At 66.1% G+C, this 23,157-nt stretch carries 29 protein-coding genes; 5 read left to right on the top strand and 24 right to left on the bottom strand.

Translation table 11 applies throughout. From position 1 onward, the window contains the following. Positions 1 to 197: 197 nt before the first annotated feature. Positions 198 to 824 (top strand): LysE family translocator, encoded by a 627-nt coding sequence (locus FQV39_RS01440; RefSeq protein ID WP_149133592.1) that lies wholly within the window; start codon positions 198 to 200, stop codon positions 822 to 824. Between the two features lie 78 nt (positions 825 to 902). On the opposite strand, the gene FQV39_RS32995 is transcribed toward FQV39_RS01440, so the two are convergent. Beyond that, positions 903 to 1,076, bottom strand: coding sequence for a hypothetical protein (locus tag FQV39_RS32995; RefSeq protein WP_187640136.1), 174 nt, complete (start codon positions 1,074 to 1,076; stop codon positions 903 to 905). Positions 1,077 to 1,086: 10 nt separating this feature from the next. Further along, positions 1,087 to 1,500, bottom strand: a complete 414-nt coding sequence (locus FQV39_RS01435; RefSeq protein ID WP_149128684.1) for a rhodanese-like domain-containing protein — start codon at positions 1,498 to 1,500, stop codon at positions 1,087 to 1,089. A gap of 134 nt (positions 1,501 to 1,634) precedes the next feature. Between FQV39_RS01435 and FQV39_RS01430 the strand changes: the two genes are divergently transcribed. Beyond that, positions 1,635 to 2,327 (top strand): DUF599 domain-containing protein, encoded by a 693-nt coding sequence (locus FQV39_RS01430; protein ID WP_149128683.1) that lies wholly within the window; start codon positions 1,635 to 1,637, stop codon positions 2,325 to 2,327. Continuing rightward, positions 2,324 to 2,611: a DUF3253 domain-containing protein gene (locus tag FQV39_RS01425; RefSeq protein WP_149128682.1), complete on the top strand. Its 288-nt coding sequence runs from the start codon at positions 2,324 to 2,326 to the stop codon at positions 2,609 to 2,611. The genes FQV39_RS01430 and FQV39_RS01425 overlap by 4 nt, the downstream gene beginning before the upstream one ends. A 192-nt stretch (positions 2,612 to 2,803) precedes the next feature. On the opposite strand, the gene FQV39_RS01420 is transcribed toward FQV39_RS01425, so the two are convergent. The 9 genes from FQV39_RS01420 to crcB form a co-directional block, all read right to left on the bottom strand. Next, positions 2,804 to 3,592, bottom strand: a complete 789-nt coding sequence (locus FQV39_RS01420) for a YdcF family protein (protein ID WP_149128681.1) — start codon at positions 3,590 to 3,592, stop codon at positions 2,804 to 2,806. Between the two features lie 125 nt (positions 3,593 to 3,717). Then, entirely contained in the window at positions 3,718 to 4,221 is a 504-nt protein-coding gene (locus FQV39_RS01415) for a lysozyme inhibitor LprI family protein (protein WP_149128680.1), read from the bottom strand. 47 nt (positions 4,222 to 4,268) lie between these two features. Further along, complete coding sequence (locus tag FQV39_RS01410) at positions 4,269 to 4,889, bottom strand: glutathione S-transferase family protein (RefSeq protein ID WP_149128679.1); 621 nt, start codon at positions 4,887 to 4,889, stop codon at positions 4,269 to 4,271. A 12-nt stretch (positions 4,890 to 4,901) separates the two neighbouring features. After that, positions 4,902 to 6,902 carry an acetyl-CoA carboxylase biotin carboxylase subunit gene (locus FQV39_RS01405; protein ID WP_149128678.1) on the bottom strand — a complete coding sequence of 667 codons (2,001 nt, stop codon included), beginning with the start codon at positions 6,900 to 6,902 and terminating at the stop codon, positions 4,902 to 4,904. A gap of 119 nt (positions 6,903 to 7,021) precedes the next feature. After that, positions 7,022 to 7,471, bottom strand: a complete 450-nt coding sequence (locus FQV39_RS01400) for a hypothetical protein (protein WP_149128677.1) — start codon at positions 7,469 to 7,471, stop codon at positions 7,022 to 7,024. A gap of 435 nt (positions 7,472 to 7,906) precedes the next feature. Further along, complete coding sequence (locus tag FQV39_RS01395) at positions 7,907 to 8,584, bottom strand: HAD-IA family hydrolase (RefSeq protein WP_149128676.1); 678 nt, start codon at positions 8,582 to 8,584, stop codon at positions 7,907 to 7,909. Between the two features lie 78 nt (positions 8,585 to 8,662). Next, complete coding sequence (locus FQV39_RS01390; protein WP_149128675.1) at positions 8,663 to 9,166, bottom strand: hypothetical protein; 504 nt, start codon at positions 9,164 to 9,166, stop codon at positions 8,663 to 8,665. 109 nt (positions 9,167 to 9,275) lie between these two features. After that, entirely contained in the window at positions 9,276 to 10,547 is a 1,272-nt protein-coding gene (locus FQV39_RS01385) for an RluA family pseudouridine synthase (protein ID WP_472840669.1), read from the bottom strand. Next, positions 10,484 to 10,867: a fluoride efflux transporter CrcB gene (gene crcB / locus FQV39_RS01380; protein WP_149128673.1), complete on the bottom strand. Its 384-nt coding sequence runs from the start codon at positions 10,865 to 10,867 to the stop codon at positions 10,484 to 10,486. Before crcB ends, FQV39_RS01385 begins: the two co-directional genes overlap by 64 nt. 164 nt (positions 10,868 to 11,031) lie before the next feature. On the opposite strand from crcB, the gene FQV39_RS01375 reads away from it, so the two are divergent. Next, positions 11,032 to 11,346 (top strand): hypothetical protein, encoded by a 315-nt coding sequence (locus FQV39_RS01375; protein ID WP_187640135.1) that lies wholly within the window; start codon positions 11,032 to 11,034, stop codon positions 11,344 to 11,346. Between the two features lie 146 nt (positions 11,347 to 11,492). Here the strand turns inward: FQV39_RS01375 and FQV39_RS01370 are convergent, their stop codons facing one another. Together FQV39_RS01370 and FQV39_RS01365 are read right to left on the bottom strand one after the other, a co-directional pair. Then, positions 11,493 to 12,800, bottom strand: a complete 1,308-nt coding sequence (locus tag FQV39_RS01370; RefSeq protein WP_149128671.1) for a replication-associated recombination protein A — start codon at positions 12,798 to 12,800, stop codon at positions 11,493 to 11,495. Next, entirely contained in the window at positions 12,797 to 14,233 is a 1,437-nt protein-coding gene (locus tag FQV39_RS01365) for a DegQ family serine endoprotease (protein WP_149128670.1), read from the bottom strand. The genes FQV39_RS01370 and FQV39_RS01365 overlap by 4 nt, the downstream gene beginning before the upstream one ends. Positions 14,234 to 14,398: 165 nt before the next feature. Between FQV39_RS01365 and FQV39_RS01360 the strand changes: the two genes are divergently transcribed. Next, positions 14,399 to 14,755, top strand: a complete 357-nt coding sequence (locus tag FQV39_RS01360) for a BLUF domain-containing protein (RefSeq protein WP_149128669.1) — start codon at positions 14,399 to 14,401, stop codon at positions 14,753 to 14,755. 53 nt (positions 14,756 to 14,808) lie between these two features. On the opposite strand, the gene rplQ is transcribed toward FQV39_RS01360, so the two are convergent. The 11 genes from rplQ to rplR form a co-directional block, all read right to left on the bottom strand. Beyond that, entirely contained in the window at positions 14,809 to 15,225 is a 417-nt protein-coding gene (rplQ, locus tag FQV39_RS01355; protein WP_149128668.1) for a 50S ribosomal protein L17, read from the bottom strand. A gap of 114 nt (positions 15,226 to 15,339) precedes the next feature. Next, positions 15,340 to 16,356, bottom strand: a complete 1,017-nt coding sequence (locus FQV39_RS01350) for a DNA-directed RNA polymerase subunit alpha (RefSeq protein WP_149128667.1) — start codon at positions 16,354 to 16,356, stop codon at positions 15,340 to 15,342. 91 nt (positions 16,357 to 16,447) lie between these two features. Continuing rightward, positions 16,448 to 16,837, bottom strand: a complete 390-nt coding sequence (gene rpsK, locus FQV39_RS01345) for a 30S ribosomal protein S11 (RefSeq protein ID WP_043237079.1) — start codon at positions 16,835 to 16,837, stop codon at positions 16,448 to 16,450. Between the two features lie 115 nt (positions 16,838 to 16,952). Continuing rightward, positions 16,953 to 17,321, bottom strand: coding sequence for a 30S ribosomal protein S13 (rpsM, locus tag FQV39_RS01340; RefSeq protein WP_112581136.1), 369 nt, complete (start codon positions 17,319 to 17,321; stop codon positions 16,953 to 16,955). A 418-nt stretch (positions 17,322 to 17,739) separates the two neighbouring features. Beyond that, on the bottom strand, positions 17,740 to 18,939 hold the full coding sequence (locus tag FQV39_RS01335; RefSeq protein ID WP_149128666.1) for an ABC transporter substrate-binding protein: 1,200 nt from the start codon (positions 18,937 to 18,939) through the stop codon (positions 17,740 to 17,742). Between the two features lie 231 nt (positions 18,940 to 19,170). Beyond that, the gene (locus FQV39_RS01330; protein WP_149128665.1) at positions 19,171 to 19,764 is read right to left on the bottom strand and encodes an adenylate kinase; all 594 of its coding nucleotides are present in this window, start codon (positions 19,762 to 19,764) and stop codon (positions 19,171 to 19,173) included. A 1-nt stretch (position 19,765) separates the two neighbouring features. Continuing rightward, positions 19,766 to 21,103 carry a preprotein translocase subunit SecY gene (gene secY / locus FQV39_RS01325; RefSeq protein WP_149128664.1) on the bottom strand — a complete coding sequence of 446 codons (1,338 nt, stop codon included), beginning with the start codon at positions 21,101 to 21,103 and terminating at the stop codon, positions 19,766 to 19,768. 278 nt (positions 21,104 to 21,381) lie between these two features. Continuing rightward, positions 21,382 to 21,858 (bottom strand): 50S ribosomal protein L15, encoded by a 477-nt coding sequence (gene rplO, locus FQV39_RS01320; RefSeq protein WP_149128663.1) that lies wholly within the window; start codon positions 21,856 to 21,858, stop codon positions 21,382 to 21,384. A 13-nt stretch (positions 21,859 to 21,871) separates the two neighbouring features. After that, the gene (rpmD, locus tag FQV39_RS01315) at positions 21,872 to 22,066 is read right to left on the bottom strand and encodes a 50S ribosomal protein L30 (protein WP_149128662.1); all 195 of its coding nucleotides are present in this window, start codon (positions 22,064 to 22,066) and stop codon (positions 21,872 to 21,874) included. 10 nt (positions 22,067 to 22,076) lie between these two features. Beyond that, entirely contained in the window at positions 22,077 to 22,640 is a 564-nt protein-coding gene (gene rpsE / locus FQV39_RS01310; RefSeq protein WP_055730193.1) for a 30S ribosomal protein S5, read from the bottom strand. A gap of 145 nt (positions 22,641 to 22,785) precedes the next feature. Next, complete coding sequence (rplR, locus tag FQV39_RS01305) at positions 22,786 to 23,148, bottom strand: 50S ribosomal protein L18 (RefSeq protein WP_149128661.1); 363 nt, start codon at positions 23,146 to 23,148, stop codon at positions 22,786 to 22,788. Positions 23,149 to 23,157 lie beyond the last annotated feature (9 nt).

Genomic DNA, 23,157 nt, shown 5'->3' with positions numbered 1-23,157 from the left:
CCCTTTCTTGAGTTGGAGCCAGACCGGGAAGATGCCGCATCCTTTTCCGATGCGCAAGCCGTCCCGGTGCAATCATGGGATGTGATGCCGTCGGGACACAGACCAGTTGGCAAAGCGGCTTAGACCAAACAGACGGCGCGTTTGCTCATCGCCCCGATCGCATGCTTTCCTGCCGTGAGGAGGCGAAGGAGCACGCCATGGTCGATCTCACCACTCTTATCGCATACACCGCCATCGTGCTGGGTTTCGTTTTCATTCCCGGTCCGGCCACCTTGCTGACGGTCGCGCGGGCAACGAGTTCAGGCACGAAGGCCGGCATCGCGACGGGTGCAGGCATCGCCACCGGCGATCTGATTCACACCCTCATGGCGATCATCGGCATTTCGGCGATCATCGCCACCTCGGCCATGCTGTTCAGCCTGATCAAATACGTCGGCGCAGCCTATCTGGTTTATCTCGGCGTCCGCGCGCTGCTCGAGAAGGCCCCAACCGAGCTGGCAGCAAGCGCCCTGCCGATCAGCGCCGGAAAGGCCTTTCGACAGGCGGTGCTGACCGAGTTGCTCAACCCCAAGACGGCCCTGTTCTTCCTCGCCTTCCTGCCCCAGTTCGTCCGGCCCGGGAACGGATCCGCCATGCTGCAGCTGGCGACCCTGGGGGTGATTTTCGTATTGCTCGGCCTGTTCAGCACCGTCGTCTTTGCCGTGGGCGCAGGCGGGCTCGGCAGCTTCCTGCGCCGCAACCCGACGGTGCTGAAATGGCAGGGCAAGGTGGTCGGCAGCATCTACTGCGCCTTAGGCGTCCGCCTGGCGCTCCAGGACCGCTGACCGGCGGGCAAGGAAGGGCGCGGGGAACCCTTCTCCCCTTGCGGAAGAAGGGTTCCCCGCGACGCTTCCGTCACGCCCTCACCAGAACAGCGCCAGCAGCCTCAGGCCGATCACCAGCACGAAAGCGGCGATGATCGTGCCCAGCACCTGCTGGCGCTTGGCGCGATTCGGGAATTGTCGCGCGAGCAGCTTGCCGAGCGGCTTGCGGAAGATGAAAGCCGCGACCAGCAGGACGATGACGATATGGGACAAGGCTTGGGACTCAGGCCTTCCGATCGATGGCGGAGGTCTCGACCGGCGCACCCGTCTTCTTCCAGGCAGTGAAGCCGCCGGCGACATGGGCAACCGGCTTCAGCCCCATTTCCTGCGCCGTCTTCGCCGCCAGCGCCGAACGCCAGCCGCCACCGCAGAAGAAGACGAAGCGCTTATCCTCCTGAAAGACCGGCTTGGCATAGGGGCTTTCCGGGTCGATCCAGAATTCGAGCATGCCGCGCGGGCAATGGAAGGCGCCGGGCATGCGCCCTTCCCGCTCCAGTTCGCGCGGATCGCGCAGATCGACGAAAACCACGTCGTCGCGGCCGTGGAGCGCCTGCGCCGCCTCGACCGACAGCGTCTCGATCTGGCTCTCGGCTTCTGAAACCAGGGCCTTGTAGCCCTTGGTGATGGCCTGCGGCATCGCTGCACCCCTCCGAATTCCGCGCGCACCGTGGCGGCTCGCTGCGGCAGCGTCAATGCCGTGCCGCTTGTCGGCGACGCGGCCCCGGCACAAGCTGCTTGCCTATTCGGTGGATGAGGTGGCAGAGCGACGGCATGCTCGGTTTCAGCAATCTGGACGTGATCGCCCTGGCGTTCTTCGCCGCCTCCTGGGTGGGCTACCATTACGCCGTCGAACTCGGCCCGCACGCGGCCAAGACGCTGAACATGCGGATGAACCTGCGCCGCGCCCGCTGGATCAACGAATCGATGGCGCGCGAGAATCGCATCGTAGACACCCAGGTGATGAACGGTCTGCAGAACGGCACGGCCTTCTTCGCCTCGACCTCGCTGATCGCGATCGGCGGCACGCTGGCCCTGCTGCAATCGACCGAGCGTGTCGTCGCGATCTTTTCCGACCTGCCCTTCGTGCCGGTCACCCAGCGCGCGGTCTGGGAAATGAAGGTGATCGGGCTCGCCGGCATCTTCGGCTACGCCTTCTTCAAGTTCGCCTGGAGCTACCGGCTGTTCAACTACTGCGTCATCCTGCTCGGCGCCTTGCCGCCAAAGGACGCGCGCAACGAGATCGCGAAGGCTCATGCGGTGCATGAGGCGATCGAGATGAACATCGCCGCCGGCCGCCACTTCAATCGCGGCCAGCGCGCCTTCTTCTTCGCCCTCGCCTATCTCGGCTGGTTCCTCGGGCCGGTCACCTTCCTCGCCTTCACCGGCGCCGTGCTGGTCGCAATGTACCGCCGCCAGTTCGCCTCCGACGCCGCACGCGTCTTCAACTATCCGAGCCAGCAATGACCATCGAGCCAGAGGCGATCGAGAACGCGATCCTCACGCTGCTGGCGCGGCAGGAGCCCGGCCGGACGGTCTCGCCGATGGACGTCGCCCGCGCGCTCGGCAGCGATCACCCGGACGATTGGGGCCCGCTGATGCAGCCGGTGCGCCGCGCGGCGGTGAAGCTGATGAAGGAAGGCCAGCTCGTCATCACCCGCAAGGGCCGGCCGGTCGATCCCGACGATTTCCGCGGCGTCTACAGGCTGTCTCTGCCCGGCGACGGCGCATCACGAAGAGAGACGAGCTGAAGCAACACACCGTCATTCCGGGGCATGGCGAAGCCATGAGCCCAAAACCCATGAACACCGGCCTGGCTTGTCGAGTCGCTCCGACAGAAGCGCTTTATACGGCTTCCCATCGTGTTCATGGGTTCCGGGCTCAGGCCTGCGGCCTGCCCCGGAATGACGGCGTGGCTCTCTTGCCAGCGGCAGCAGCTGAGCTCACGGCGCCGGGAAGAGCGTGTCGGTATAGCCAGTCAGCCGATAAGCGATGAGCCCGACCCATTCCTTGAAGCCGTTATCGGCAACCTCCAGCGCATAGGGCGCCCGGCCAAAGGGCCGGATGAAGTCGTCCGGCCTGCCCCTGGTCCAGAAATCGACTGGAAAGGCCTCGACCGGAAAGCCTGCCTTCCGGAAAACCCCCATCGAACGCGGCATATGCCAGGCTGAGGTCACCAGAAGCCAGCGTTCGCCTGGTTTCGGATCGACAAGACGGCGGGTGAAGAGAGCATTCTCGCGCGTGTTGCGCGACTTGTCCTCAAGGATGAGCCGCTTCGGATCGAGCCCGAGCCCCTCGAACAACAGCCGGGCGCCGTCGGCTTCGGTGTCCGTCACCTCCGAGATCACATTGGCCGCGCCGCCGGCGAAAACCACCTTCGCCTCGGGATGAAGCCGCGCGAGTTCCACCGCCCTGGTCATGCGCCCCGCGGCAGAATTCAACACCAGATCGCCGCGCGCCACGCCGATCGCACCGCCGAGTACGACGATGCCGGTCACCGGCCCCTTGGCCGCATCCTGCTGCGGAAAGCGGTCCTCGAGCGGCCGTATGACTGCGCGCGATAGCGGGCTGAAAGCCATCAGCCCAAGCACGACCACCGACAGCAGCCCAAGCCAGCGCGCCGGCCGGGCAAAGCGCGTGAAGGCGAGCAGAGCTGAGAGGCCCGCGAGCAGGATGACGAAATTGACCGGCGAGAAGACGAACCAGACCAGCTTGGACAGGATGAAGAACATTGCTGGCTCACGGCTTCACGGACAACCATCGTCCTTGCCCGTATAGTCGCAGGCGGACGCGGCACTCCAGCGCTTTCGGATTGCGACCATCCACCAGATTGTCACAAACGCGACAGGCGACCGGCCTAGCGGATGATCTGTGGCGGGGATTGCGGCTGGCGCCCCGCCTGCGAGAGCCCTTTGGCAAGCTCGATAGCGCGCTCGGCGACCTCGCGCAGCTCGCAGCCCGCCTGCCGCCCAGCTTGCAGTTCCTCGCGTTGGCTCGCGCCATAGAGCGCGCATTTCTGCGAGACATAGCTTTCCCAGGCGAGCTGCACGGCAGCGAGACGGCTGCGCTGGCCGGCATCGAGCGAGCGGCCGGTCACCTGCAAAGCGAGGGTCAGGCGCTCGCGCCATGCCGCCTCTTCGCGCCGTGCGCAGGCTGCTTCGGCGCCGCGCGGATTGTTGCTGGCGGCACCGACACAGGCGATGGCCACAGTGCCGATGCAGGCCGAAGGCGACGCGCCGCTGTCGCGCAGGCAGCCAGCCAGGGACAACAGGTCGCCACGCAGGCTCGGCGAGCCCTGCGCCACGGCCGAGGTGGCCGCGCCAAGCGAACACAGGAGCAGAGCCGCGCGCAAAGCGTTCATGCGGGCATCATGACAGGGATGCGGCCCGTATCAAGCACCGCGGCGCCTCACGTGATCGGCAACGGCAGCGCCGCCTGAGCTGCCGGCCGCGCAAAGAGCGCCTCGTACCAGCGCTGCACTCCCTGCCGCTCGACCCGGTCGACAGGCATGTTGAACCAGCGATGTGCGCCACAACCGACGGTGATATCGGCAACGCCGAAGCGCTCGCCCGAGAGGAACGGCTTGTCCGCCAGCTGCGCCTCAAGGATCGTCATCAGCGCCTCGGCCCGCTTCATGCCGTCAGCAATGACCTTGGGATCGGTATAGCCCGGCACCTTGCGCACCACGCCCCAGAGCACGGGCGCCAGCGCGGGCTGAAGCTCGGACAGCATCCAGTCCATCCAGCGCTCGGCCTCCGCACGCCGCGCAACGTCCGATTCCCAAAGATCCGCAGCGCCGTAGCGCGCCGCCAGATAGCGCACGATGCTGTTCGACTCCCACAGGCGGAAATCGCCGTCCTCCAGGACCGGGATCTGCCCGTTGGGGTTCATCGCGCGATATTCCGGCGTGTCGAGCCCGCCGAAGGGCCCGCCCACATCGATGCGCTCGAAGGCCTGCCCGACCTCGCCGGCCGCCCACACGGCCTTCTGGACATTGATCGAGCTCAACCGCCCCCAGATCTTCAGCATGTCCCGTCTCTCTCAGGCGAATTCCATGATGACGGCATCGACGGCGAGCGAGTCGCCTTCCTTCGCCAGGATCTTGGCGATGGTGACGTCCTTCTCGGCGCGCAGCACGTTTTCCATCTTCATCGCCTCGACCATGGCGAGCGGTTCGCCCGCCTTGACCTCCTGCCCGACGGCAACCGAGATCGCCTTGACCAGGCCCGGCATCGGGCAAAGCAGGAACTTGCCGGTATCGGCCGCGAGCTTCTCCGGCATCAGCGCCGCGAGTTCGGCTTCGCGCTGCGTATAGACATGGGCATTGGCATAGGCGCCGGCATGGCCGAGCGCGACGCCGTTGAGGATCGGTCGCACCTGCGCCGCGACCTTCACGCCGTCGAGCGTGCCGTGCCAGACCGGCTCGCCCGGGACCCAGTCGCTGACGACGCTGACGCTGCGGCCCGGAAAGGCGATGACGACGGCCCCACCCTGCTCCGTCACCTCGCCCTCGAAGTGTTCTGCCCCGAGCCGGACGATGCGCTGCCGGTCGAAGGAAACCCGGCGCCAGCCTTCCATCTGGGCCGAGACGTTGCGCTTGCGCTGATTGAGCTTGTGGTCGCAGGCGATGGCGATCGCGGCCATGCGCTGCGCCGTTTCGCCCTGCGGCACCGGCAGCGAGAAACCCTCGGGAAACTCCTCAGCGATGAAGCCGGTCGAGAGGTTGCCGGAAATCCAGCGCGGATGCTGCATCACCGCCGCGACGAAGGGGATATTGTGGCGGATGCCGTCGATGGCGAAGGCGTCGAGCGCGCGCGCCTGCGCCTTGATCGCCGCCTCGCGCGTCGGCGCATGCGTCACGAGCTTGGCGATCATCGGGTCGTAATAGATCGAGATCTCGCCGCCTTCGAAGACGCCCGTGTCGTTGCGCACCGTCGCCTCGCCGTCCGGGCCCTCCGCCGGCGGGCGATAGGTGACGAGCCGGCCGGTCGAGGGCAGGAAGTTGCGGGTCGGATCCTCGGCATAGACGCGGCTCTCGACCGCCCAGCCGTCGAGCTTCACATCGGCCTGCGAGATCGCGAGCTTCTCGCCATAGGCGACACGGATCATCTGCTCGACGAGGTCGATGCCGGTAACCATCTCCGTCACCGGATGCTCGACCTGGAGGCGGGTATTCATCTCGAGGAAGTAAAACGACTTGTCCTGGCCGGCGACGAACTCGACCGTTCCCGCCGAGTCGTAATGCACGGCCTTGGCCAGCGCGACCGCCTGCTCGCCCATCTTGCGGCGGGTCGCTTCATCGAGCAGCGGCGACGGCGCCTCCTCGAGCACCTTCTGGTTGCGGCGCTGGATCGAGCATTCGCGCTCGCCGAGATAGATGACGTTGCCGTGCTTGTCGCCCAGCACCTGGATCTCGATATGGCGGGGATCGACGATGAACTTCTCGACGAAAACGCGGTCGTCTCCGAAGGAAGACGCAGCCTCCGACTTGGCGCGGGCAAAACCCTCCGCCACCTCGGCGGCCGAATGGGCGATGCGCATGCCCTTGCCGCCGCCGCCGGCCGAGGCCTTGATCATCACGGGATAGCCGATCTCGTCGGCGATCTTAACCGCATGCTCCGGGTTCTCGATGATGCCGAGGAAGCCGGGAACGGTCGAGACCTTGGCGGCAGCCGCCGCTTTCTTCGATTCGATCTTGTCGCCCATCGCGGCGATGGCGCCGGGATTAGGGCCGATGAAGACGATGCCGTTATCCTTGAGCGCCTGAGCGAAGGCCTCGCGCTCGGAGAGGAAGCCGTAGCCGGGATGCACGGCTTCGGCGCCGGTCTGCTTACAGGCGTCGATGATCCTGTCGATCAGCAGATAGGACTGGGCGGCGGGCGCCGCGCCGATATGCACGGCTTCGTCGGCCATCTCGACATGCAGCGCGTCACGGTCGGCATCCGAATAGACGGCGACCGTCTTGATGCCCATGCGCCGCGCCGTCTTGATGACACGGCAGGCGATCTCGCCGCGGTTCGCGATCAGGATCTTCGAGAACATGCGTGGGCCACCCCCGACTTCAGACGAAACTGCATAGCTGGGGTGTATGGGACGCCGCAACCGCCGTCCACCAATGCGAAAGTCGGCAGCCCGCAGATCGGTGTGCGCGGATGCGCAGATCAGTTCGCGAGCAGGGCTCGCGGCATGCTGCCGGCGGCAGCCCGGGCAACCTCTTTCGCCGCGCCCTTGGCGAAGGCGAAGGCGAGCAGCGCCTCGTCGCAATGCTCGGCCTCGCGGACGATCTCGCTGGCGATACGCTGAGCCGTCGCGGTCGGGCCCTCGCCGGCCGAGAGCGTCGTCACCAGCCAGTACGCCTTGTCGCGGTCGATCACGCCGGTCGGGCGGTTCTCCCAGACGGCGAAGTCGACGACCAGGGCCACAAGGTAATCCGCATAGGCCTTGCAGCTTTGCGCCACGGCCCGGTCGAGCGCCACCAGCACATCGATGATGTCGCGCGTGATGACGATGTCGTTCAAGATGTCACGCTGAAGCATCTTGACGTCTTCATCGTCGATCGCGCGACGATCCATCACGCGATCGACGAATTCACGAAGCTCATGATCCATCATGTTTAAACCCCTGTCCGGCGTTGTTGTGTGCCGGTACGTCCCTGTTGTGGGAACACCATGCACCCGCCCCTTGCATCAGGTGGTTAACGCGCAAATCTGAACGGTTATTCAGGTTAAACGGAACTGAGTCAGCTTGGTTGCGAGGATGTTACTGCGGGCGCCGCCGCCGCTCGGAAGACCGACCTCCAGCCTGCAGCTTTGCCTGCAATGGCGCTGCCCGATCGCGGCGGTCAGATGTCAGGCACGCGATTCCAAACAGCCCGGAAAAGCCCCCTCGGCTCTAGCGCATAGCGATTTTATGCGGAGCCGCATCGTCATTCCGGGCTTGACCCGGAATCCATCGTAGAGCGCAGGACCCTATGATGGGTTCCGGATCGGCGCCGCTATCGCGGCTTGTCCGGAATGACAGCGCGTTTCCGTGAAAGATCAGCCTGCCTAAGCCGGCACGGCTCTCGGCAATCCCAGAGCTCCCGGCAGCTCCGGGAATTCGCGCAGCACATGTCGGGCGCCGAGCGCGACGAGATTGTCGACCGGCTGGAAGCCCCAGGATACGGCGACGGGCACGACACCAGCCGCCACCGCCATCTCGATGTCGAAGGAGCTGTCTCCAACCATCGCCGTGCGCTCGGGCGCCGCGCCAGTTTCCGCCATCGCACGCTGGATCATCCCGGGATGCGGCTTCGAAGGCGCGTCGTCAGCCGACTGCACCGTGTCGAACAGACCGTCCCAGCCATGCCGGGCGACGATGAACTCGGCCCCCTTGCGCGACTTGCCCGTAGCGATGCCCAGTTTCAGCCCGGTGTGGCGCTTCAATTCCGCTAGCGTCTCGGCCACGCCCGGGAACAGCGGCTCATCCAGCGAGGGATCCGTCTCGGCCTGCAGGCGCATCGCGCCGAAGACCTGGCGATAGGTCTCGGTGAGCACATCGTCCGGCTCGGCCAGCCCGGCGAGCCGCGCCATCGCGATGTCCAGCGTCAGTCCGACGATGCCGAGCCCGGCCTCGCGCCCCGGATGCACCCGGCCGCAGCGCCTGAACGCCTCGTACTGCGCACCGAGGATGATCGCCTCGGAATTGATCAGCGTGCCGTCGAGATCGAAGATGATGAGGTCCATGACGGCGCTTTAGCGCAACCTTGCATCGCAAGCCATTGCAGCACCGTCATGGCATTGTCCCACCAAGCCACTCCCGGCTCAGCCCTTCGCCTCCCGCGCGCAGGCATCCACCGCCTTGCGCAGTTCGGTTCCGTCCAACCCCTTGGCCCGCGCCTCCTTACGGCATTCGGAACGCTGGGCGAGATCGGGCCGCTTGGCGTTGAAGCAGGCCGTCAGCGCCGCGACCCGCTCTGATCCCTGCAGATTGCGGCCGTCGACCTCCTCCTTGCAGGCGGCCCGCGCCGCGACTGCCGTGGGTTTGCCATCGCGTGTCACACCGTCCTGCGCATAGAGCCGCACGCCGGGAAACTTGGCCTGCATGCACAGGCGCATGGCGGCGCGCAGATCGTCACCCGAGAGCGCGACATTCTCGGACAGGCAATCCTGCCGCGCCTTGGCGCGTTCGGCTTGCGGTATCGGCTGATCTGCAGCCGCGACAGCAGTGACGGCGGTTACCGCGGGTTTGGTCGGTGCGGCGGTCTGCGCCTGTGCGGCCGCCGCAAAGCCAACAAGGAAGGCGGAAACGATCAAAACCGTACGCATGGTCAGCCCCTCCGATGACGAGAACATAGTTAGAACAGAATGCGGTTTGTTCCGCAACTGTTCTTCTTGATCTCGTCGGCACGGAGTGTGCGTTTCGTCGAACGATGGCCTATTCGTCCGGCGCCTCGACAATCGGATCGTAGGGCGCGTCATCGAAGCCGAGCAGGTTCCAGCTCTGGCGCATATGCGGCGGCAGCGGCGCGCTGACGTCGATCGTGCCCTTGCCGCGCGGGTGGGGCAGCACGATCCGCCGCGCCAGCAGGTGCAGCTTGTTCTGGATGCCGCCGGGCAGCTCCCAGTTCAGGATGTTGAAGTATTTGGGGTCACCGACGATCGGGTGGCCGATATGGGTGGTGTGGGCGCGCAGCTGATGCGTGCGCCCGGTCACCGGCTTCAGCGAGAGCCAGGCAAGCTTCTGCGCCGCCGTTTCCACCACCGCATAATAGGTCACGGCATGCATCGCGCCATCCTCGCCATGCTTGGCGACGGCCATGCGCTGATCGCCGTCATAGGCCTCCTCGCGGGCGAGATAGGTCGAGATCCGGCCCTGGCGGACGCGCGGAACGCCGGCGACCAGCGCCCAGTAGACCTTGCGGGCCGCGCGCGAGCGGAAGGTTTTGGCGAGCGTCGCTGCCGCGAAGCGTGACTTCGCGATGACGAGGCAGCCGGCCGTGTCCTTGTCGAGCCGGTGGACGAGGCGCGGCTTCTGCCCATCCTTGCCGGTCAGCGCCGCGAGCATGCCATCGACATGCTTCGTCGTGCCCGAACCGCCCTGCACCGCCAAGCCCGCCGGCTTGTTGAGGACCATGACGTCGTCGTCCTCGTAGAGCGTGATCGAGCGCAGGAAGCCGATCGTATCGGCATCGGCCTTGGCCGAGCGCGGCCGCTCCGCCTGCTGCTCCAGCTTCAGCGGCGGGATGCGTACCGTCTGGCCGGCGGCGAGCCGGTCCTTGCTGTCGGCACGCTTGCCGTCGACGCGCAATTCGCCCTTCCGGACGATGCGCTGGATATGGCTGAAGGAGAGCTGCGGGAAGCGCGTCTCGAGGAAGCGATCGATCCGCATCTCGTTCTCGTCCGGCGTCACCACGAGCTGCTGCACGCCGGTCGAGAGCACCTGCGCCGTCTCGGCCTTGACCTCGGCACGCGTCGGCTTGGCGGCCGGACGCGGCGGGCGCTGAGCGCGCTCCTCGCCCTCCGCCGGGCGGGCGGCGGCACGGCGCCTGGCATCATGGCTCGGCCGCTTGCCGCGCGGCGCCTCGGCCGCGCGCGGCTTGCCGCCGCGTCCGGGGCCGCCGCCCGGTCCCTTGCCACCCGTCCTCATGCCATTCCTCGCATCACCGCAACCCCGCCAACCAGCGCCGCCAGCGACACCACCACGGATCCCAAAACATACACCATCGCCGCCACCGTCTCGCCGCGCTCCCAGAGCAGCACCGCATCGAGCGAAAAGGCGGAAAACGTCGTGAAACCGCCAAGTACGCCGGTCGCCAGGAACAGCCGCAACCCATGCGGCGTCCCCTCGCCCGCCCGGAAGGCGAACCAGCCGACGAGCACCCCCATCAGGGCCGAGCCGACAATGTTGATCGCCATGGTCCCATAGGGAAAGTCCATGCCGAACCAGCGCGGCGAGACGAGGTTCACGCCATGGCGCAGCACGCCGCCGATGCCGGCGCCCAGAAAGACGAGTGCAGTGGAAGTCATTCTTGTGAAATAGAGTGCGCCGCCGCCGTGCACAAACGAAATTCGCCGCAATTGACTGCGCTTTTGCGGCCGCCTCGCATCGACGTCGCGAGGCGGCAGAGGCGACGGCTATGGATGGACGGAATTCGACTGCAACACAGGCGCGCCACCCGCTGCTTCGGGTGGTGGCGGCGCTCGCCTTCTTCGGCATCGGCAGCACTTTCGCGACGGCGCAGCAGAGCCCGGCCACGGACTGGCCGACGGAAAAATGCAACCGCTACAAAAAGGCTTACGAGCAGATCTTGAATCGCCAGGGCAAGCAGGGGCTGAGCCCGGAATTCCTCGCCAGCCACGATGCTTTCCTCGCTTCGAACTGCCAGGCCCGCGCCGAGGTCTGCGCCCGCAGCAAGCAGGAACTCGACATCGCCAACAAGCTGGTGCTGATGGCGATGAACAGCGGCATGTCCGGCACTTTTCTGCCGTTCTACTGCCGAGGTTGAATTCCCCCGCACGGCCGTCATTCCGGACAAGCGGCGAAGCCGCGCAGATCCGGAATCCATCGTAGAGCTCCGAGCCTTACGATGGATTCCGGGTCTGCGCGTCACTTCGCCCGGAATGACGTAACGGCTGGAGAGAAGGAAAAAGCCTACTCCCCGCGCTCCTGGCGCAGCCGCTCCCAATACTCCAGCCGCTTGCGGAGCTCGCGCTCGAAGCCGCGTTCGGGCGGGTCGTAGAAGCGCTGGCGGCCGAGCGCGTCGGGCCAGTAGTTCTGGCCCGAGAATGCATCCGGCTGGTCGTGGTCATAGGCGTAGTCGGCGCCATAGCCCTCCTCGCGCATCAGCTTCGTCGGCGCGTTGAGGATGGTCTTGGGCGGCATCAGCGAGCCCCGGTCCTTCGCCACCCGCACCGCCATCTTATAGGCCGTGTAGGCGGCGTTCGATTTCGGCGCCGTCGCCAGATAGATCACGCAATTGGCCAGCGCGAGCTCGCCCTCCGGCGTGCCAAGCTGCTCATAGGTCTCAGCCGCAGCCCGGGCATGGAGCAGCGCCTGCGGGTCGGCGAGCCCGATATCCTCGACCGCCATGCGCACCAGCCGGCGCGCCAGGAAGCGCGGGTCTTCGCCGGCATCGAGCATGCGGGCGAAATAATAGAGCGCCGCATCAGGGTCGGAACCGCGCACCGTCTTATGCAGGGCCGAGATCAGGTTGTAGTGCCCGTCCTGCGCCTTGTCGTAGATCGGCGCCCGCCGCTGGATCACCTCCGACAGCCCGTGCTCGTCAAGAATTTCGCCGGGTTTGGCCGCGCGCCAGATCTCTTCCGCCAGCGTCAGCACGGCGCGCCCGTCGCCATCGGCGAAGCGCGCGAGCGCCAGCCGCGCCTCCGGCGTCAGCGGCAGCTCCTTGTTCTCCAGAACCTCGGCCCGGCCGAGCAGGAAGAGTAGCGAGCCCTCGTCCAGCGCCTTGAAGGTGAGAACACGGGCGCGCGACAGCAACGCCGCGTTGAGCGCGAAGGACGGGTTCTCGGTCGTCGCACCGATCAGCGTGATCGTGCCGTCTTCCATGACGGGCAGGAAGGCATCAAGCTGGGCGCGGTTGAAGCGGTGGATCTCGTCGACGAAGAGCAACGTGCCCCGGCCGCCCAGCCGGCGCCCGCGCGCAGCCTCGAACACCTTCTTGAGGTCCGCGACGCCCGAGAAGATCGCGCTGATCTGTTCGAAGCCGAGATCGACCAGCCCGGCGAGCAGCCGTGCCACCGTGGTCTTGCCGGTGCCGGGCGGGCCCCAGAAGATCAGGCTGCCGACCGTGCCCGAGGCGACGAGTCGCGTCAGCGCGCCGTCCGGTCCGGTTAGATGCTCCTGCCCGGCGACCTCGGCAAGCGTCGTCGGCCGCAGGCGATCGGCGAGCGGGCGCGGGCCGGACTTGTCCAGCCCCGAGGCAGAGAAGAGGTCGCTCACCCGGGGAAGACCGAGGTGATCGTCTGACCGTTGCGGGTGATCGTGACCTCCCAGGCCCGCTTGCGGTCCTTCAGGATCGTCTCGACCTCGCGCGAGCTGGTCATGCGCTCGCCGTTGAGCGCCATGATGATGTCGCCCTTCTGGAAACCGATATTGGCAGCGGTGCTGCCTTCCTCGATCTCGCTGACGACGACGCCCTCGTTCCCGGTCTCGATCGACAGCTCTTCGGCCAGCGCCGGAGAGAGATTCGCCACCGTCAGCCCCGACAGAGGCGAGCGGCTCGTCAGCTTCACGGTATCGCGCGGACGCGTCTCTGGTGCAGCGACGAGCCTGACGGGGATTTCGACCTTCTTGCCGCTGCGCAGCACGACGAGAACCGTGGAGCCGCCGATCGGACGCGTGGCGAAGCGGTAGCCGAAGGCCTCGGGGTCGTCGACCGCGAGCCCGTCGACCGTGAGAATCACGTCGGAGCGGCGCAGCCCCGCCTGATCGGCCGGTCCCTTCTCGACGATGCTGGCGACGACCGATCCTGCCGGGCGGTCCAGTCCGAGCCCGTCGGCGACATCGGAGGTCAGGCTCTGCAGGCGAGCACCGAACCAGGGGCGGCGCACCGTCTTGGCACCGGCCTTGGCGCTGTCAACGACGAGGCGCACCATCGCCGCCGGAATCGCGAAACCAATGCCGACGCTGCCGCCGGAGCGCGAATAGATCGCTGTGTTGATGCCGACGACACGGCCGCGCATGTCGATCAGCGGGCCGCCCGAATTGCCGGGGTTGATCGCGGCATCGGTCTGGATGAAGGACTGGGCATCGCCCACGCCGATCTGGGTGCGGGCGAGCGCCGAGACGATGCCCTGCGTCACCGTCTGGCCCACGCCGAAGGGATTGCCCATGGCGAGCACGATATCGCCGACCTGAAGCTCGTCCGTATCGGCGAGCTCCATCGCGCTCAGATTCTTGGTGTCGGCGATCTTCAGGACCGCGAGATCGGTGCGCGGATCGCGCAGCAGGATCGTCGCCTCCACCTCGCGCTTGTCGGCAAAGGCGACCTTCACCTCACTCATGTTCTCGATGACGTGGTTGTTGGTCACCACGAGACCCGCGCCGGTATCGACGACCACGCCCGAGCCGAGCGAGCGCTGCACCCGCTCCCGCGGCACGCCGAAACCGCCATCGCCGAAGAAGCGACGGAAGAAGGGGTCGTCCATGAAGGGGTTCTGCGGCCGCTTCTCGACGCGCGCGCCATAGACGTTCACAACCGCGGCCTGCGTCCGCTTCACCAGCGGCGCGAACGAAAGCGAAATCTGCTCGCGGCTCTCCGGAACCTGCCGCACCTGGCCGAGCGCTGGCCAAGGCGCGACGGCAGCCCCCAGCGCACATGCGAACGCGGCGGCAGCCAGCCCTCTGCGATATCCTACGAAGCCTTCGGTCATGCTGCCCTCATTCTGAAACAAAAGCGCCGGCAAACGTTCGGACTGAACCGACACGCGCGGCGTCCTTATACCCATCTCGACGCACTGCGGTTCCGCACCGACATGTCGTGCAACTCTTCAGGCTTCGCAAGCAGCCAGGGACATATCTCATCAGCCTGATCCGGCTTGTCTACCTACGCCAGGCACAGCCTGCTCGACCACTCCAGCCGACGCGAGCAACTCGACAGAATTCTGGCAAGTGCACGTCACTTCAATCAGCAGAACCGCGTATCGGGCTTCCCGCTCGCCGTCCGCAGCTTCTTCACACAAAGACTGGAAGGCCAGACCGCCGATGTCCGCGAAACTTGCGGCCGCATCATGGCGAATCCGCGCCGTACCGACCTGGGCATTCCGAGCGAAGAGACGCCCGGCAACGATCTGCCCTCCCAACTCATCGGCGTACTGCTCGGCCTCGCCGCAGAACGCGCCATTCGGCCGGTCCAAAACGCGCCGCCCTGTCGACAAGCCGCATCGCTGAAATGAAAAAGGGCGGCCCGAAGACCGCCCTTTCCGAAATAGAACCGAGGAGAGGCCGATCAGGCCGCCTCGTCTTCCGCCGTGAACACCGGGCCGGAATCCTTGCCCTTGGCCTCGACGTCGCGGTCGACGAACTCGATGATCGCCACCGGGGCGTTGTCGCCGAAACGGAAGCCAGCCTTCATGATGCGCAGATAGCCGCCGTTGCGCTCCTTGTAGCGCGGGCCGAGGACCGCGAAGAGCTTGCCGACCAGCTCGACATCCTTGATCTGCGAGATCGCCTGACGGCGGGCATGCAGGTCACCGCGCTTGGCGAGCGTGACGAGCTTCTCGACGACCGGACGCAGGTCCTTCGCCTTCGGCAGGGTGGTGGTGATCTGCTCGTGCTTGATCAGGGCCTGGGCCATGTTGGCGAACATCGCCTGGCGATGCTCGGCCGAGCGGTTGAAACGGCGGCCGCGGAAACCGTGACGCATTGTTTGGCTCCTTCGTTGCTTACGGCCGCCGTGCCACGGAACGGCCGTTCCTTATGCTCCGGCTCGGATGAGCCGGGCGGGGTTGGCGCGGGATGCCTCCCGCGCCGTTGAGGCTCAGTAGTGCTCTTCGAAGCGCTTGGCCAGCTCTTCGATGTTCTCCGGCGGCCAGCCCTGGACGTCCATGCCCAGGTGCAGCCCCATGGTGGCGAGCACTTCCTTGATCTCGTTCAGCGACTTGCGGCCGAAGTTCGGGGTGCGCAGCATTTCGCCCTCGGACTTCTGGATGAGGTCGCCGATATAGACGATGTTGTCGTTCTTGAGGCAGTTGGCCGAACGGACCGAGAGCTCGAGCTCGTCGACCTTCTTGAGCAGCGCCGGGTTGAAGGGCAGCTGCGGCGCGGTCGAGACGGCTTCTTCCTTGCGCGGCTCCTCGAAGGTGATGAAGACGGCGAGCTGGTCCTGCAGGATGCGGGCGGCGAGCGCCAGCGCGTCCTCGGGGGTGACCGAGCCGTTGGTCTCGATCGCCAGCGTCAGCGCATCCTTGTCGAGGTTCTGGCCCTCGCGGGTGTTCTCGACGCGGTAGGAGACCTTCTTGACCGGCGAATAGAGGCTGTCGACCGGAATCAGGCCGATCGGCGCATCCTCGGGACGGTTCTGCTCGGCCGGGACATAGCCCTTGCCGGTGTTGACCGTGAACTCCATGCGGATCTCGGCGCCGTCGTCCAGCGTGCAGAGCACGAGGTCGGGATTTAGGATCGCGACGTCGCCGATGGTGTTAATGTCGCCGGCGGTGACGGTGCCCGGGCCGGACTTGCGCAGCGTCATGCGCTTGGGACCCTCGCCCTGCATCTTGACCGCGATGGCCTTGATGTTGAGGACGATGTCGGTGACGTCCTCACGGACGCCCGGGATCGAGGAGAACTCGTGGAGAACGCCGTCGATCTGGACGGCGGTCACGGCTGCGCCCTGAAGCGACGACAGCAGCACGCGGCGGAGCGCATTGCCGAGCGTCATGCCAAAGCCGCGCTCGAGCGGACGCGCGATCACGGTGGCCTGACGCTTCGGGTCGTCTCCGACCTTCACTTCGAGCTTGTTCGGCTTGGAAAGATCCTGCCAGTTCTTGCTGATCACGACCGCACTCCTGGTGCTGAATTCATCTGGCGGCCACCGCCGCCCCGGACAGGCGCCCGCCCCTGCGAGCGCCTCATGCAATGGTCAGACGTCAGACGCGACGGCGCTTGCGCGGACGGCAGCCATTGTGCGGGATCGGCGTGACGTCGCGGATCGAGGTCACGGTGAAGCCCGCGGCCTGCAGCGCACGCAGCGCCGACTCGCGGCCCGAACCCGGACCCGTCACCTCGACCTCGAGGGTGCGCATGCCGTGCTCGGCAGCCTTGCGGGCAGCGTCCTCAGCGGCGACCTGGGCGGCATAGGGGGTCGACTTGCGCGAGCCCTTGAAGCCCATCGTGCCGGCCGACGACCACGAGATCGTGTTGCCCTGCGCGTCGGTGATGGTGATCATGGTGTTGTTGAACGAGGCGTTCACATGCGCGACGCCGGAGACGATGTTCTTGCGTTCGCGACGACGGACGCGCTGGGCTTCCTTAGCCATATCTCTTCTTCCATCCTTCAGGCGCGCCCGTCATGCCAGGCGCTGGGGATGCCGGCGGCCTGTGAGCGAGCCGGCCGGCGTATAGACAGCGGGCCGGATTACCGGCCCGCCGAAATCACTTCTTCTTGCCGGCGATCGGCTTCGCCTTGCCCTTGCGGGTACGGGCGTTGGTGTGCGTGCGCTGGCCGCGGACCGGCAGCGAGCGGCGATGGCGCAGGCCGCGATAGCAGCCGAGGTCCATCAGGCGCTTGATGTTCATCGAGACTTCGCGGCGCAGATCGCCCTCGACGAGATAGTCGCGGTCGATCGTCTCGCGGATCTGCAGGACTTCGGCGTCGGTCAGCTGGTTGACGCGGCGCTCGGGCGCGATGCCGACCTTCTCGACGATCTCCTGGGCCTTGGCCGCGCCAATGCCGTGGATGTACTGCAGGCCGATGACGACGCGCTTGCCGGTGGGAATGTTGACGCCCGCGATACGAGCCATGGTCTCATCTCCATGTCGGCCGAAGCACCCGATGGCACCCCGGCGGTGGGAAAAATCCTGCGTCCGGTGGAGGCCGGCTCATGCAGGACGTTGAACGGCTCCACGCGATAATGCGACGTCGTCCCTTCTCGCGAAGGCAACGGCATCGCTCGCATGAAACCGGATGGCGGCTCGTTAACGGGTTGTCCGTCCCGAGTCAACCCGTCGCAACCAAGAAACATGCCAAGGCTGCTATGGCTGGTCGAAGCGCTGGCCGGTCAAGGCGGTAGCCGACGCTGCCATATGAGGGCGCCGTCATTCCGGACAAGCGGCGAAGCCGCGCCGATCCGGAATCCATCGAAGGGCGGGAGGCTCTATGATGGATTCCGGGTCTACGCTTCGCTCCGCCCGGAATGACGCGCCTTCTGGTGCATACGCCCTACTTCTTCACCAGGTTGCACTTGCTCTCCGAAAGCGGCGGAATGATCTCGGCCGCCGGGATCTTGCGGACGACCTTGTAGTAGTCCCACGGCGCCTTCGAAGCGGCCGGCGCCTTCACCTCGACCAGCAGCATGTCGTTCATCAGCCGGCCGTCCTCGCGGATCTTCGCGCCCGGCGCGTAGAAATCCTCGACCGGCAGCTCCTTCATCTTGGCCGCGACCGCGGGGCCGGCAGCCGTGCCCGCCGCCTTCACGGCCTTGAGATAGTGCAGCACCGAGGAATAGACGCTCGCCTGGATCATGCCGGGCATCTTCTTCGTCCGCGCCATATAGCGGTCGGCGAAGGCGCGGCTCGGCTTGTCGGCGTCATGGTAATAGGCGGTCGTCGTGATCAGCCCCTTGGCCTTGTCGAGACCAAGGCCGTGGACGTCGCTCAGCACCACGACCATGGCGGCGAGCTTCTGGCCGCCATCGACGAGACCGAACTCGCCCGCCTGCTTGATCGAGTTGATCGTATCCGTGCCGGCATTGGCGAAGGCGACGATCTTGGCCTTCGACGCCTGCGCCTGCAGCAGGAAAGAGGAGAAATCCGGCGTCGACAGCGGCGCGCGCACCGTTCCCAGCGTCTTGCCGCCATTGGCCGCGACGATCGCCTCGATGTCCGTGGTGAGCTGATGGCCGAAGGCGTAGTCAGCGGCAATGATGTACCAGCTGTTGCCGCCTTCGCGCAGGATGGACAGAGCCGTGCCCTTGGCCGAGGTCGCCGTGTCGAAGGTCCACATGAAGCCGGTCGGCGAGCAATCCTCGTTGAACAGCCGCGTCGTCGCCGGGCCGTTATAGAGCGCGACCTTCTGTCGTTCCTTGGCAATGCCGGCGACGGCAAGCGCGACCGCCGAATTAGTCAGGTCCGCGATCGCGGTCACGCCGTCGACATCATACCACCGCCGCGCCAGGCCGGCCGCGATGTCGGGCTTGTTCTGATGATCCGCCGCGACGATCTCGATCGGCTTGCCGAGCACGGAGCCGCCGAAATCCTCGATCGCCAGCTTCGCTGCCTCGACCGAGCCGAGGCCGCCGAACTCGGCATAGTTCCCCGACTGGTCGTTGAGGATGCCGATCTTGACGGCATCCTGCGCCCGCGCCGCCGCCGGCATCAGCGCCAGCGTACTCGCGAACAGCAATGCACCCCATCTCGTCATGCGCCTGCTCCCTGTCCTGCACCGGACCGGAAAGTCGCTTCGCCTCCCGGTCAACGGGCGCTTCACACCGCTTTGCGCGGCTTGAGCCCAGCACATCCGCCCGGGGTGACCCTGTCAACGCACAGGCGAAGCGAGAAAAGGCAAAGGCAGGCGCCCAAAAACGCACCGGAATCAAAAACCCGGACGGGCCATCGCCCATCCGGGTTCGAACTTCTCTTCGCTGCTCGCGGATCAGCCCTGGGCCGCCACCGACAGCGCGTTCGCAATCGCTTCCGAGACGCTGTCGATCGGCTGCATGCCGTCGATCGCCGTCAGCTGACCACGCTTCTCATAATAAGGAGCGACGATCGCCGTGTCGCGGTTGTAGGCTTCGAGCCGGGTCTTGAAGACCTCTGGATCATCGTCCTTGCGGACCGGCTGACCGGCCGCCTTCGCCTCTTCGGCACGGCGGACGATACGATCCACCAGCTTGCTCTGGTCGACCTTGAGCTCGAGCACGGCGTCGAGCTTCAGCCCCTTGCCCTCGAGCATCCGGTCGAGAGCCTCGGCCTGCGCCAGTGTGCGCGGGAAGCCGTCGAGGATGAAGCCCTTCCTCGCGTCCGGCTCCTCGATGCGGTCGGCGACGATGCCGATCACGATCTCGTCCGAGACCAGCTGGCCGGCATCCATCACCGCCTTGGCCTTCAGGCCCACCGGCGTGGCGGCGGCAACCGCCGCCCGGAGCATGTCGCCGGTGGAGAGTTGAGGAATGCCGTGCTTCGCGACGATGCGCGCCGCCTGAGTGCCCTTGCCCGCCCCCGGCGGCCCCAGGAAAATCAACCGCATCTTAGCGCCTCGCTCCTCGCAATTTGGCCTTCTTGACCAGCCCCTCGTACTGATGGGCCAGCAGGTGTCCGTGGATCTGCGCCACGGTGTCCATCGTAGTCGTCACCACGATGAGCAGCGAGGTGCCGCCCAGCAGGATGATCGGGATCTGAGCATAGGTGATCATGAACTCGGGGATAAGGCAGACGATCGTCAGATAGCCGGCGCCGAGAACGGTGATGCGGGTGAGGATGCGGTCGATATGCTCGGCGGTGCGCTCGCCGGGGCGGATGCCCGGCATGAAGCCGCCATGCTTCTTGAGGTTGTCCGCCGTTTCCACCGGATTGAACACGATCGCGGTGTAGAAGAAGCAGAAGAAGATGATCAGCGCCGCGTAGAGCACCATGAACAGCGGCCGGCCATGGGCGAGATAGGTCGAGATGATCGACACGATGCCGGTGCCGCCGGAGGCTTGCGAGAAGCTGGCGATCGTCGTCGGCAGCAGCAGCAGCGACGAGGCGAAGATCGGCGGGATCACGCCCGAGGTGTTCAGCTTCAGCGGCAGGAACGAGGTCTGGCCCTCATACATGCGGTTGCCGACCTGGCGCTTCGGATAGTTGATCAGCAGGCGGCGCTGCGCGCGCTCCATGAACACGCAGAAGGCGATGACGCAGACCGCCATCACCAGGATGCCGAGCAGCAGCCCGGTCGAGATCGCGCCCTGGCGACCGAGTTCGAGGGTCTGGGCGAGCTGCGACGGGAATTCGGCGATGATGCCACCAAAAATGATCATCGAGGTGCCGTTGCCGATACCCCGGCTGGTGATCTGCTCGCCCAGCCAGAGCAGGAACATGGTGCCGCCGACGAGCGTGACCGTGGTCGAGAGCAGGAAGAACGGCCCCGGCTCGAGGACGAGGTTGCCTGAGCCCTGCAGGCCGACGCCGATCGCATAGGCCTGGAACACGGCCAGCACCAGCGTCAGGTAGCGGGTGTACTGGTTGAGGGTCTTGCGGCCCTGCTCGCCTTCCTTCTTCAGCGCCTCGAAGCTCGGGATGACGCTGGACAGGAGCTGCACGATGATCGAGGCCGAGATGTACGGCATGATCGCCAACGCGAAGATGGCGAGACGGCCGACGGCGCCGCCCGAGAACATGTTGAACATGCCGAGTACGCCGCTCTGCGACTGGCGGAACAGGTCGGCGACTGCGTCGGGGTTCATGCCCGGCAGCGGGATATAGGTACCCAGCCGGTAGACGACCAGCGCGCCCAGCGTGAACCAGATTCGCTTCTTGAGTTCGTCCGCCTTGGCGAAGGCCCCGAAATTGAGGTTTGCCGCAAGCTGTTCAGCCGCCGATGCCATGCGTCCGGTCCTTGGGTCTCAAGTCAGTCATTGAAGCACATCCCGGCCGCGCGCGCGGTGCGACTTCGGGTCTCGTGCCTTGCGTCAAACAGTCGAACGGCGGCCTGGGCGTTGGCCCGGCCGCCGTTCGCAAACGTCATGTAGGCGCGAGAGCCGGATGGTTCCAGATGGAAGCGCAAAGCGTTTCCATCTGGAAGCTGAATCCGTCTCTCAAAAAAAGTCGAGAGCAGGATTCATGCGAAAAACCGGTTCCCACTTTTTCGCATCCTGCTCGCGGATCACGCCTGTGAAGCGGCAGCCAGAATCTTGACCGTGCCGCCGGCCTTCTCGATCGCAGCGACCGCCGACTTCGACGCGCCAGCCACCTCGAAAGCGAGCTTGGTCTTGAGCTCGCCGACGCCGAGAATCTTCACGCCGTCCTTGGCCTGGCGGGTGATGACGCCGGCGGCGACGAGCGCCTCGATGGTGACAGCGCCCTTGGCATCGAGCTTGCCGGCTTCCACGGCCTGCTGGATGCGGCCGAGGTTCACCTCGTTCAGATCCTTGGCGAACAGGTTGTTGAAGCCACGCTTCGGCAGGCGGCGGTAGAGCGGCATCTGGCCGCCTTCGAAGCCCTTGATGGCGACGCCGGCGCGCGAGGTCTGACCCTTGACGCCACGGCCACCGGTCTTGCCCTTGCCGGAGCCGATACCACGGCCGACGCGGATGCGCTGCTTGAGAGCGCCTTCGTTGTCACGAATCTCGTTGAGTTTCATGGTGTCGCCCTCCTCACTTCGCGTCGACGACGCGCACGAGGTGCTTGACCTTCTCGACCATGCCACGCACCGCGGGGGTGTCCTGGAGGGTCGAGCGGCGGCGGATCTTGTTCAGGCCGAGACCGATGAGGGTCTGGCGCTGGGTGGCGTCGCGGCGGATCGGGGAACCGATCTGCTCGACGATGAGGGTCTTCTCAGCCTTTGCCATGAATCCCTCCTCACGCTTCCGCAGCCGCATCCGTGCCGGCATCGCGGCGACGGGTCTGCAGGGCCGAAACCTTGAGCGAACGACGGGCCGCGACCGAACGCGGGCTGTCCTCGTTCTTCAGCGCGTCGAAAGTGGCGCGCACGAGGTTGTACGGGTTCGAGGAGCCGAGCGACTTCGACACGACGTCCTGCATGCCGACCGCCTCGAAGACGGCGCGCATCGGGCCGCCGGCGATGATGCCGGTACCGGCCGGAGCCGCGCGCAGCACGACCTTGCCGGCGCCGTGGCGGCCCTGCACGTCGTGATGGAGGGTACGGCCCTCGCGCAGCGGGATGCGGACGAGGCCGCGCTTGGCGGCTTCCGTCGCCTTGCGGATCGCCTCGGGAACTTCGCGGGCCTTGCCGTGGCCGAAGCCGACGCGGCCCTTCTGGTCGCCGACGACGACGAGCGCGGCGAAGCCGAAGCGACGACCACCCTTCACCACCTTGGCGACGCGGTTGATGTGGACGAGCTTGTCCACGAATTCGGAATCGCGCTCTTCGCTATCCCGACGCTCACGCGGCTCTCTAGCCATGTGTCATGTCCTCTTACTTGCGCGGACGAGGGTCGAAGCCCCGCCGCTCGCTCGAGCCTAACCCCGTGCCTCATTGCGCGGGGAAGCCTGAAAACGGATGCCGCCCGGCCGGCGCGAACGCCGGGCCGGGCGAAACCCGAAAACCTCAGAAGCTGAGGCCGCCCTCGCGGGCCGCCTCGGCCAGCGCCTTGACGCGGCCGTGGTACATGTAGGGACCACGGTCGAAGACCACTTCCGTCACGCCGGCCTTGACCGCGCGCTCGGCGACGATCTTGCCGATCTGGCCGGCCGCCTCGACATTGGCACCGGACTTGATCTGGGCGCGCACGTCCTTGTCGAGCGACGAGGCCGAAGCGAGGGTGACCCCGTTCACGTCGTCGATGACCTGGGCGTAGATCTGCTTGCCGGTGCGGTGCACCGAGAGGCGCGGGCGACCATTGGCAACCGCCTTGATCGCGCGGCGGACGCGGGCCTTGCGGCGCGCAGTCACATCGTTCTGCTTGCTCATGGCTGGCGT

The organism is Bosea sp. F3-2 (assembly GCF_008253865.1).
Classification (GTDB): domain Bacteria; phylum Pseudomonadota; class Alphaproteobacteria; order Rhizobiales; family Beijerinckiaceae; genus Allobosea.
Note: the sequence above shows the minus strand (reverse complement) of the source record. Positions and strands in the feature narration are given on the sequence as shown.

What these genes read in the sequence shown, in the direction of transcription:
- FQV39_RS01440 (WP_149133592.1), top strand. Translation starts at nt 198, where the DNA reads ATGGTCGATCTCACCACTCTTATCGCATACACCGCCATCGTGCTGGGT.
- FQV39_RS01435 (WP_149128684.1), bottom strand. Translation starts at nt 1,500, where the DNA reads ATGCCGCAGGCCATCACCAAGGGCTACAAGGCCCTGGTTTCAGAAGCC.
- FQV39_RS01430 (WP_149128683.1), top strand. Translation starts at nt 1,635, where the DNA reads ATGCTCGGTTTCAGCAATCTGGACGTGATCGCCCTGGCGTTCTTCGCC.
- FQV39_RS01425 (WP_149128682.1), top strand. Translation starts at nt 2,324, where the DNA reads ATGACCATCGAGCCAGAGGCGATCGAGAACGCGATCCTCACGCTGCTG.
- FQV39_RS01420 (WP_149128681.1), bottom strand. Translation starts at nt 3,592, where the DNA reads ATGTTCTTCATCCTGTCCAAGCTGGTCTGGTTCGTCTTCTCGCCGGTC.
- FQV39_RS01415 (WP_149128680.1), bottom strand. Translation starts at nt 4,221, where the DNA reads ATGAACGCTTTGCGCGCGGCTCTGCTCCTGTGTTCGCTTGGCGCGGCC.
- FQV39_RS01410 (WP_149128679.1), bottom strand. Translation starts at nt 4,889, where the DNA reads ATGCTGAAGATCTGGGGGCGGTTGAGCTCGATCAATGTCCAGAAGGCC.
- FQV39_RS01405 (WP_149128678.1), bottom strand. Translation starts at nt 6,902, where the DNA reads ATGTTCTCGAAGATCCTGATCGCGAACCGCGGCGAGATCGCCTGCCGT.
- FQV39_RS01400 (WP_149128677.1), bottom strand. Translation starts at nt 7,471, where the DNA reads ATGATGGATCATGAGCTTCGTGAATTCGTCGATCGCGTGATGGATCGT.
- FQV39_RS01395 (WP_149128676.1), bottom strand. Translation starts at nt 8,584, where the DNA reads ATGGACCTCATCATCTTCGATCTCGACGGCACGCTGATCAATTCCGAG.
- FQV39_RS01390 (WP_149128675.1), bottom strand. Translation starts at nt 9,166, where the DNA reads ATGCGTACGGTTTTGATCGTTTCCGCCTTCCTTGTTGGCTTTGCGGCG.
- crcB (WP_149128673.1), bottom strand. Translation starts at nt 10,867, where the DNA reads ATGACTTCCACTGCACTCGTCTTTCTGGGCGCCGGCATCGGCGGCGTG.
- FQV39_RS01365 (WP_149128670.1), bottom strand. Translation starts at nt 14,233, where the DNA reads ATGACCGAAGGCTTCGTAGGATATCGCAGAGGGCTGGCTGCCGCCGCG.
- rplQ (WP_149128668.1), bottom strand. Translation starts at nt 15,225, where the DNA reads ATGCGTCACGGTTTCCGCGGCCGCCGTTTCAACCGCTCGGCCGAGCAT.
- rpsK (WP_043237079.1), bottom strand. Translation starts at nt 16,837, where the DNA reads ATGGCTAAGGAAGCCCAGCGCGTCCGTCGTCGCGAACGCAAGAACATC.
- rpsM (WP_112581136.1), bottom strand. Translation starts at nt 17,321, where the DNA reads ATGGCTCGTATCGCGGGCGTCAACATTCCCACCGGCAAGCGCGTCGTC.
- FQV39_RS01335 (WP_149128666.1), bottom strand. Translation starts at nt 18,939, where the DNA reads ATGACGAGATGGGGTGCATTGCTGTTCGCGAGTACGCTGGCGCTGATG.
- FQV39_RS01330 (WP_149128665.1), bottom strand. Translation starts at nt 19,764, where the DNA reads ATGCGGTTGATTTTCCTGGGGCCGCCGGGGGCGGGCAAGGGCACTCAG.
- secY (WP_149128664.1), bottom strand. Translation starts at nt 21,103, where the DNA reads ATGGCATCGGCGGCTGAACAGCTTGCGGCAAACCTCAATTTCGGGGCC.
- rplO (WP_149128663.1), bottom strand. Translation starts at nt 21,858, where the DNA reads ATGAAACTCAACGAGATTCGTGACAACGAAGGCGCTCTCAAGCAGCGC.
- rpmD (WP_149128662.1), bottom strand. Translation starts at nt 22,066, where the DNA reads ATGGCAAAGGCTGAGAAGACCCTCATCGTCGAGCAGATCGGTTCCCCG.
- rpsE (WP_055730193.1), bottom strand. Translation starts at nt 22,640, where the DNA reads ATGGCTAGAGAGCCGCGTGAGCGTCGGGATAGCGAAGAGCGCGATTCC.
- rplR (WP_149128661.1), bottom strand. Translation starts at nt 23,148, where the DNA reads ATGAGCAAGCAGAACGATGTGACTGCGCGCCGCAAGGCCCGCGTCCGC.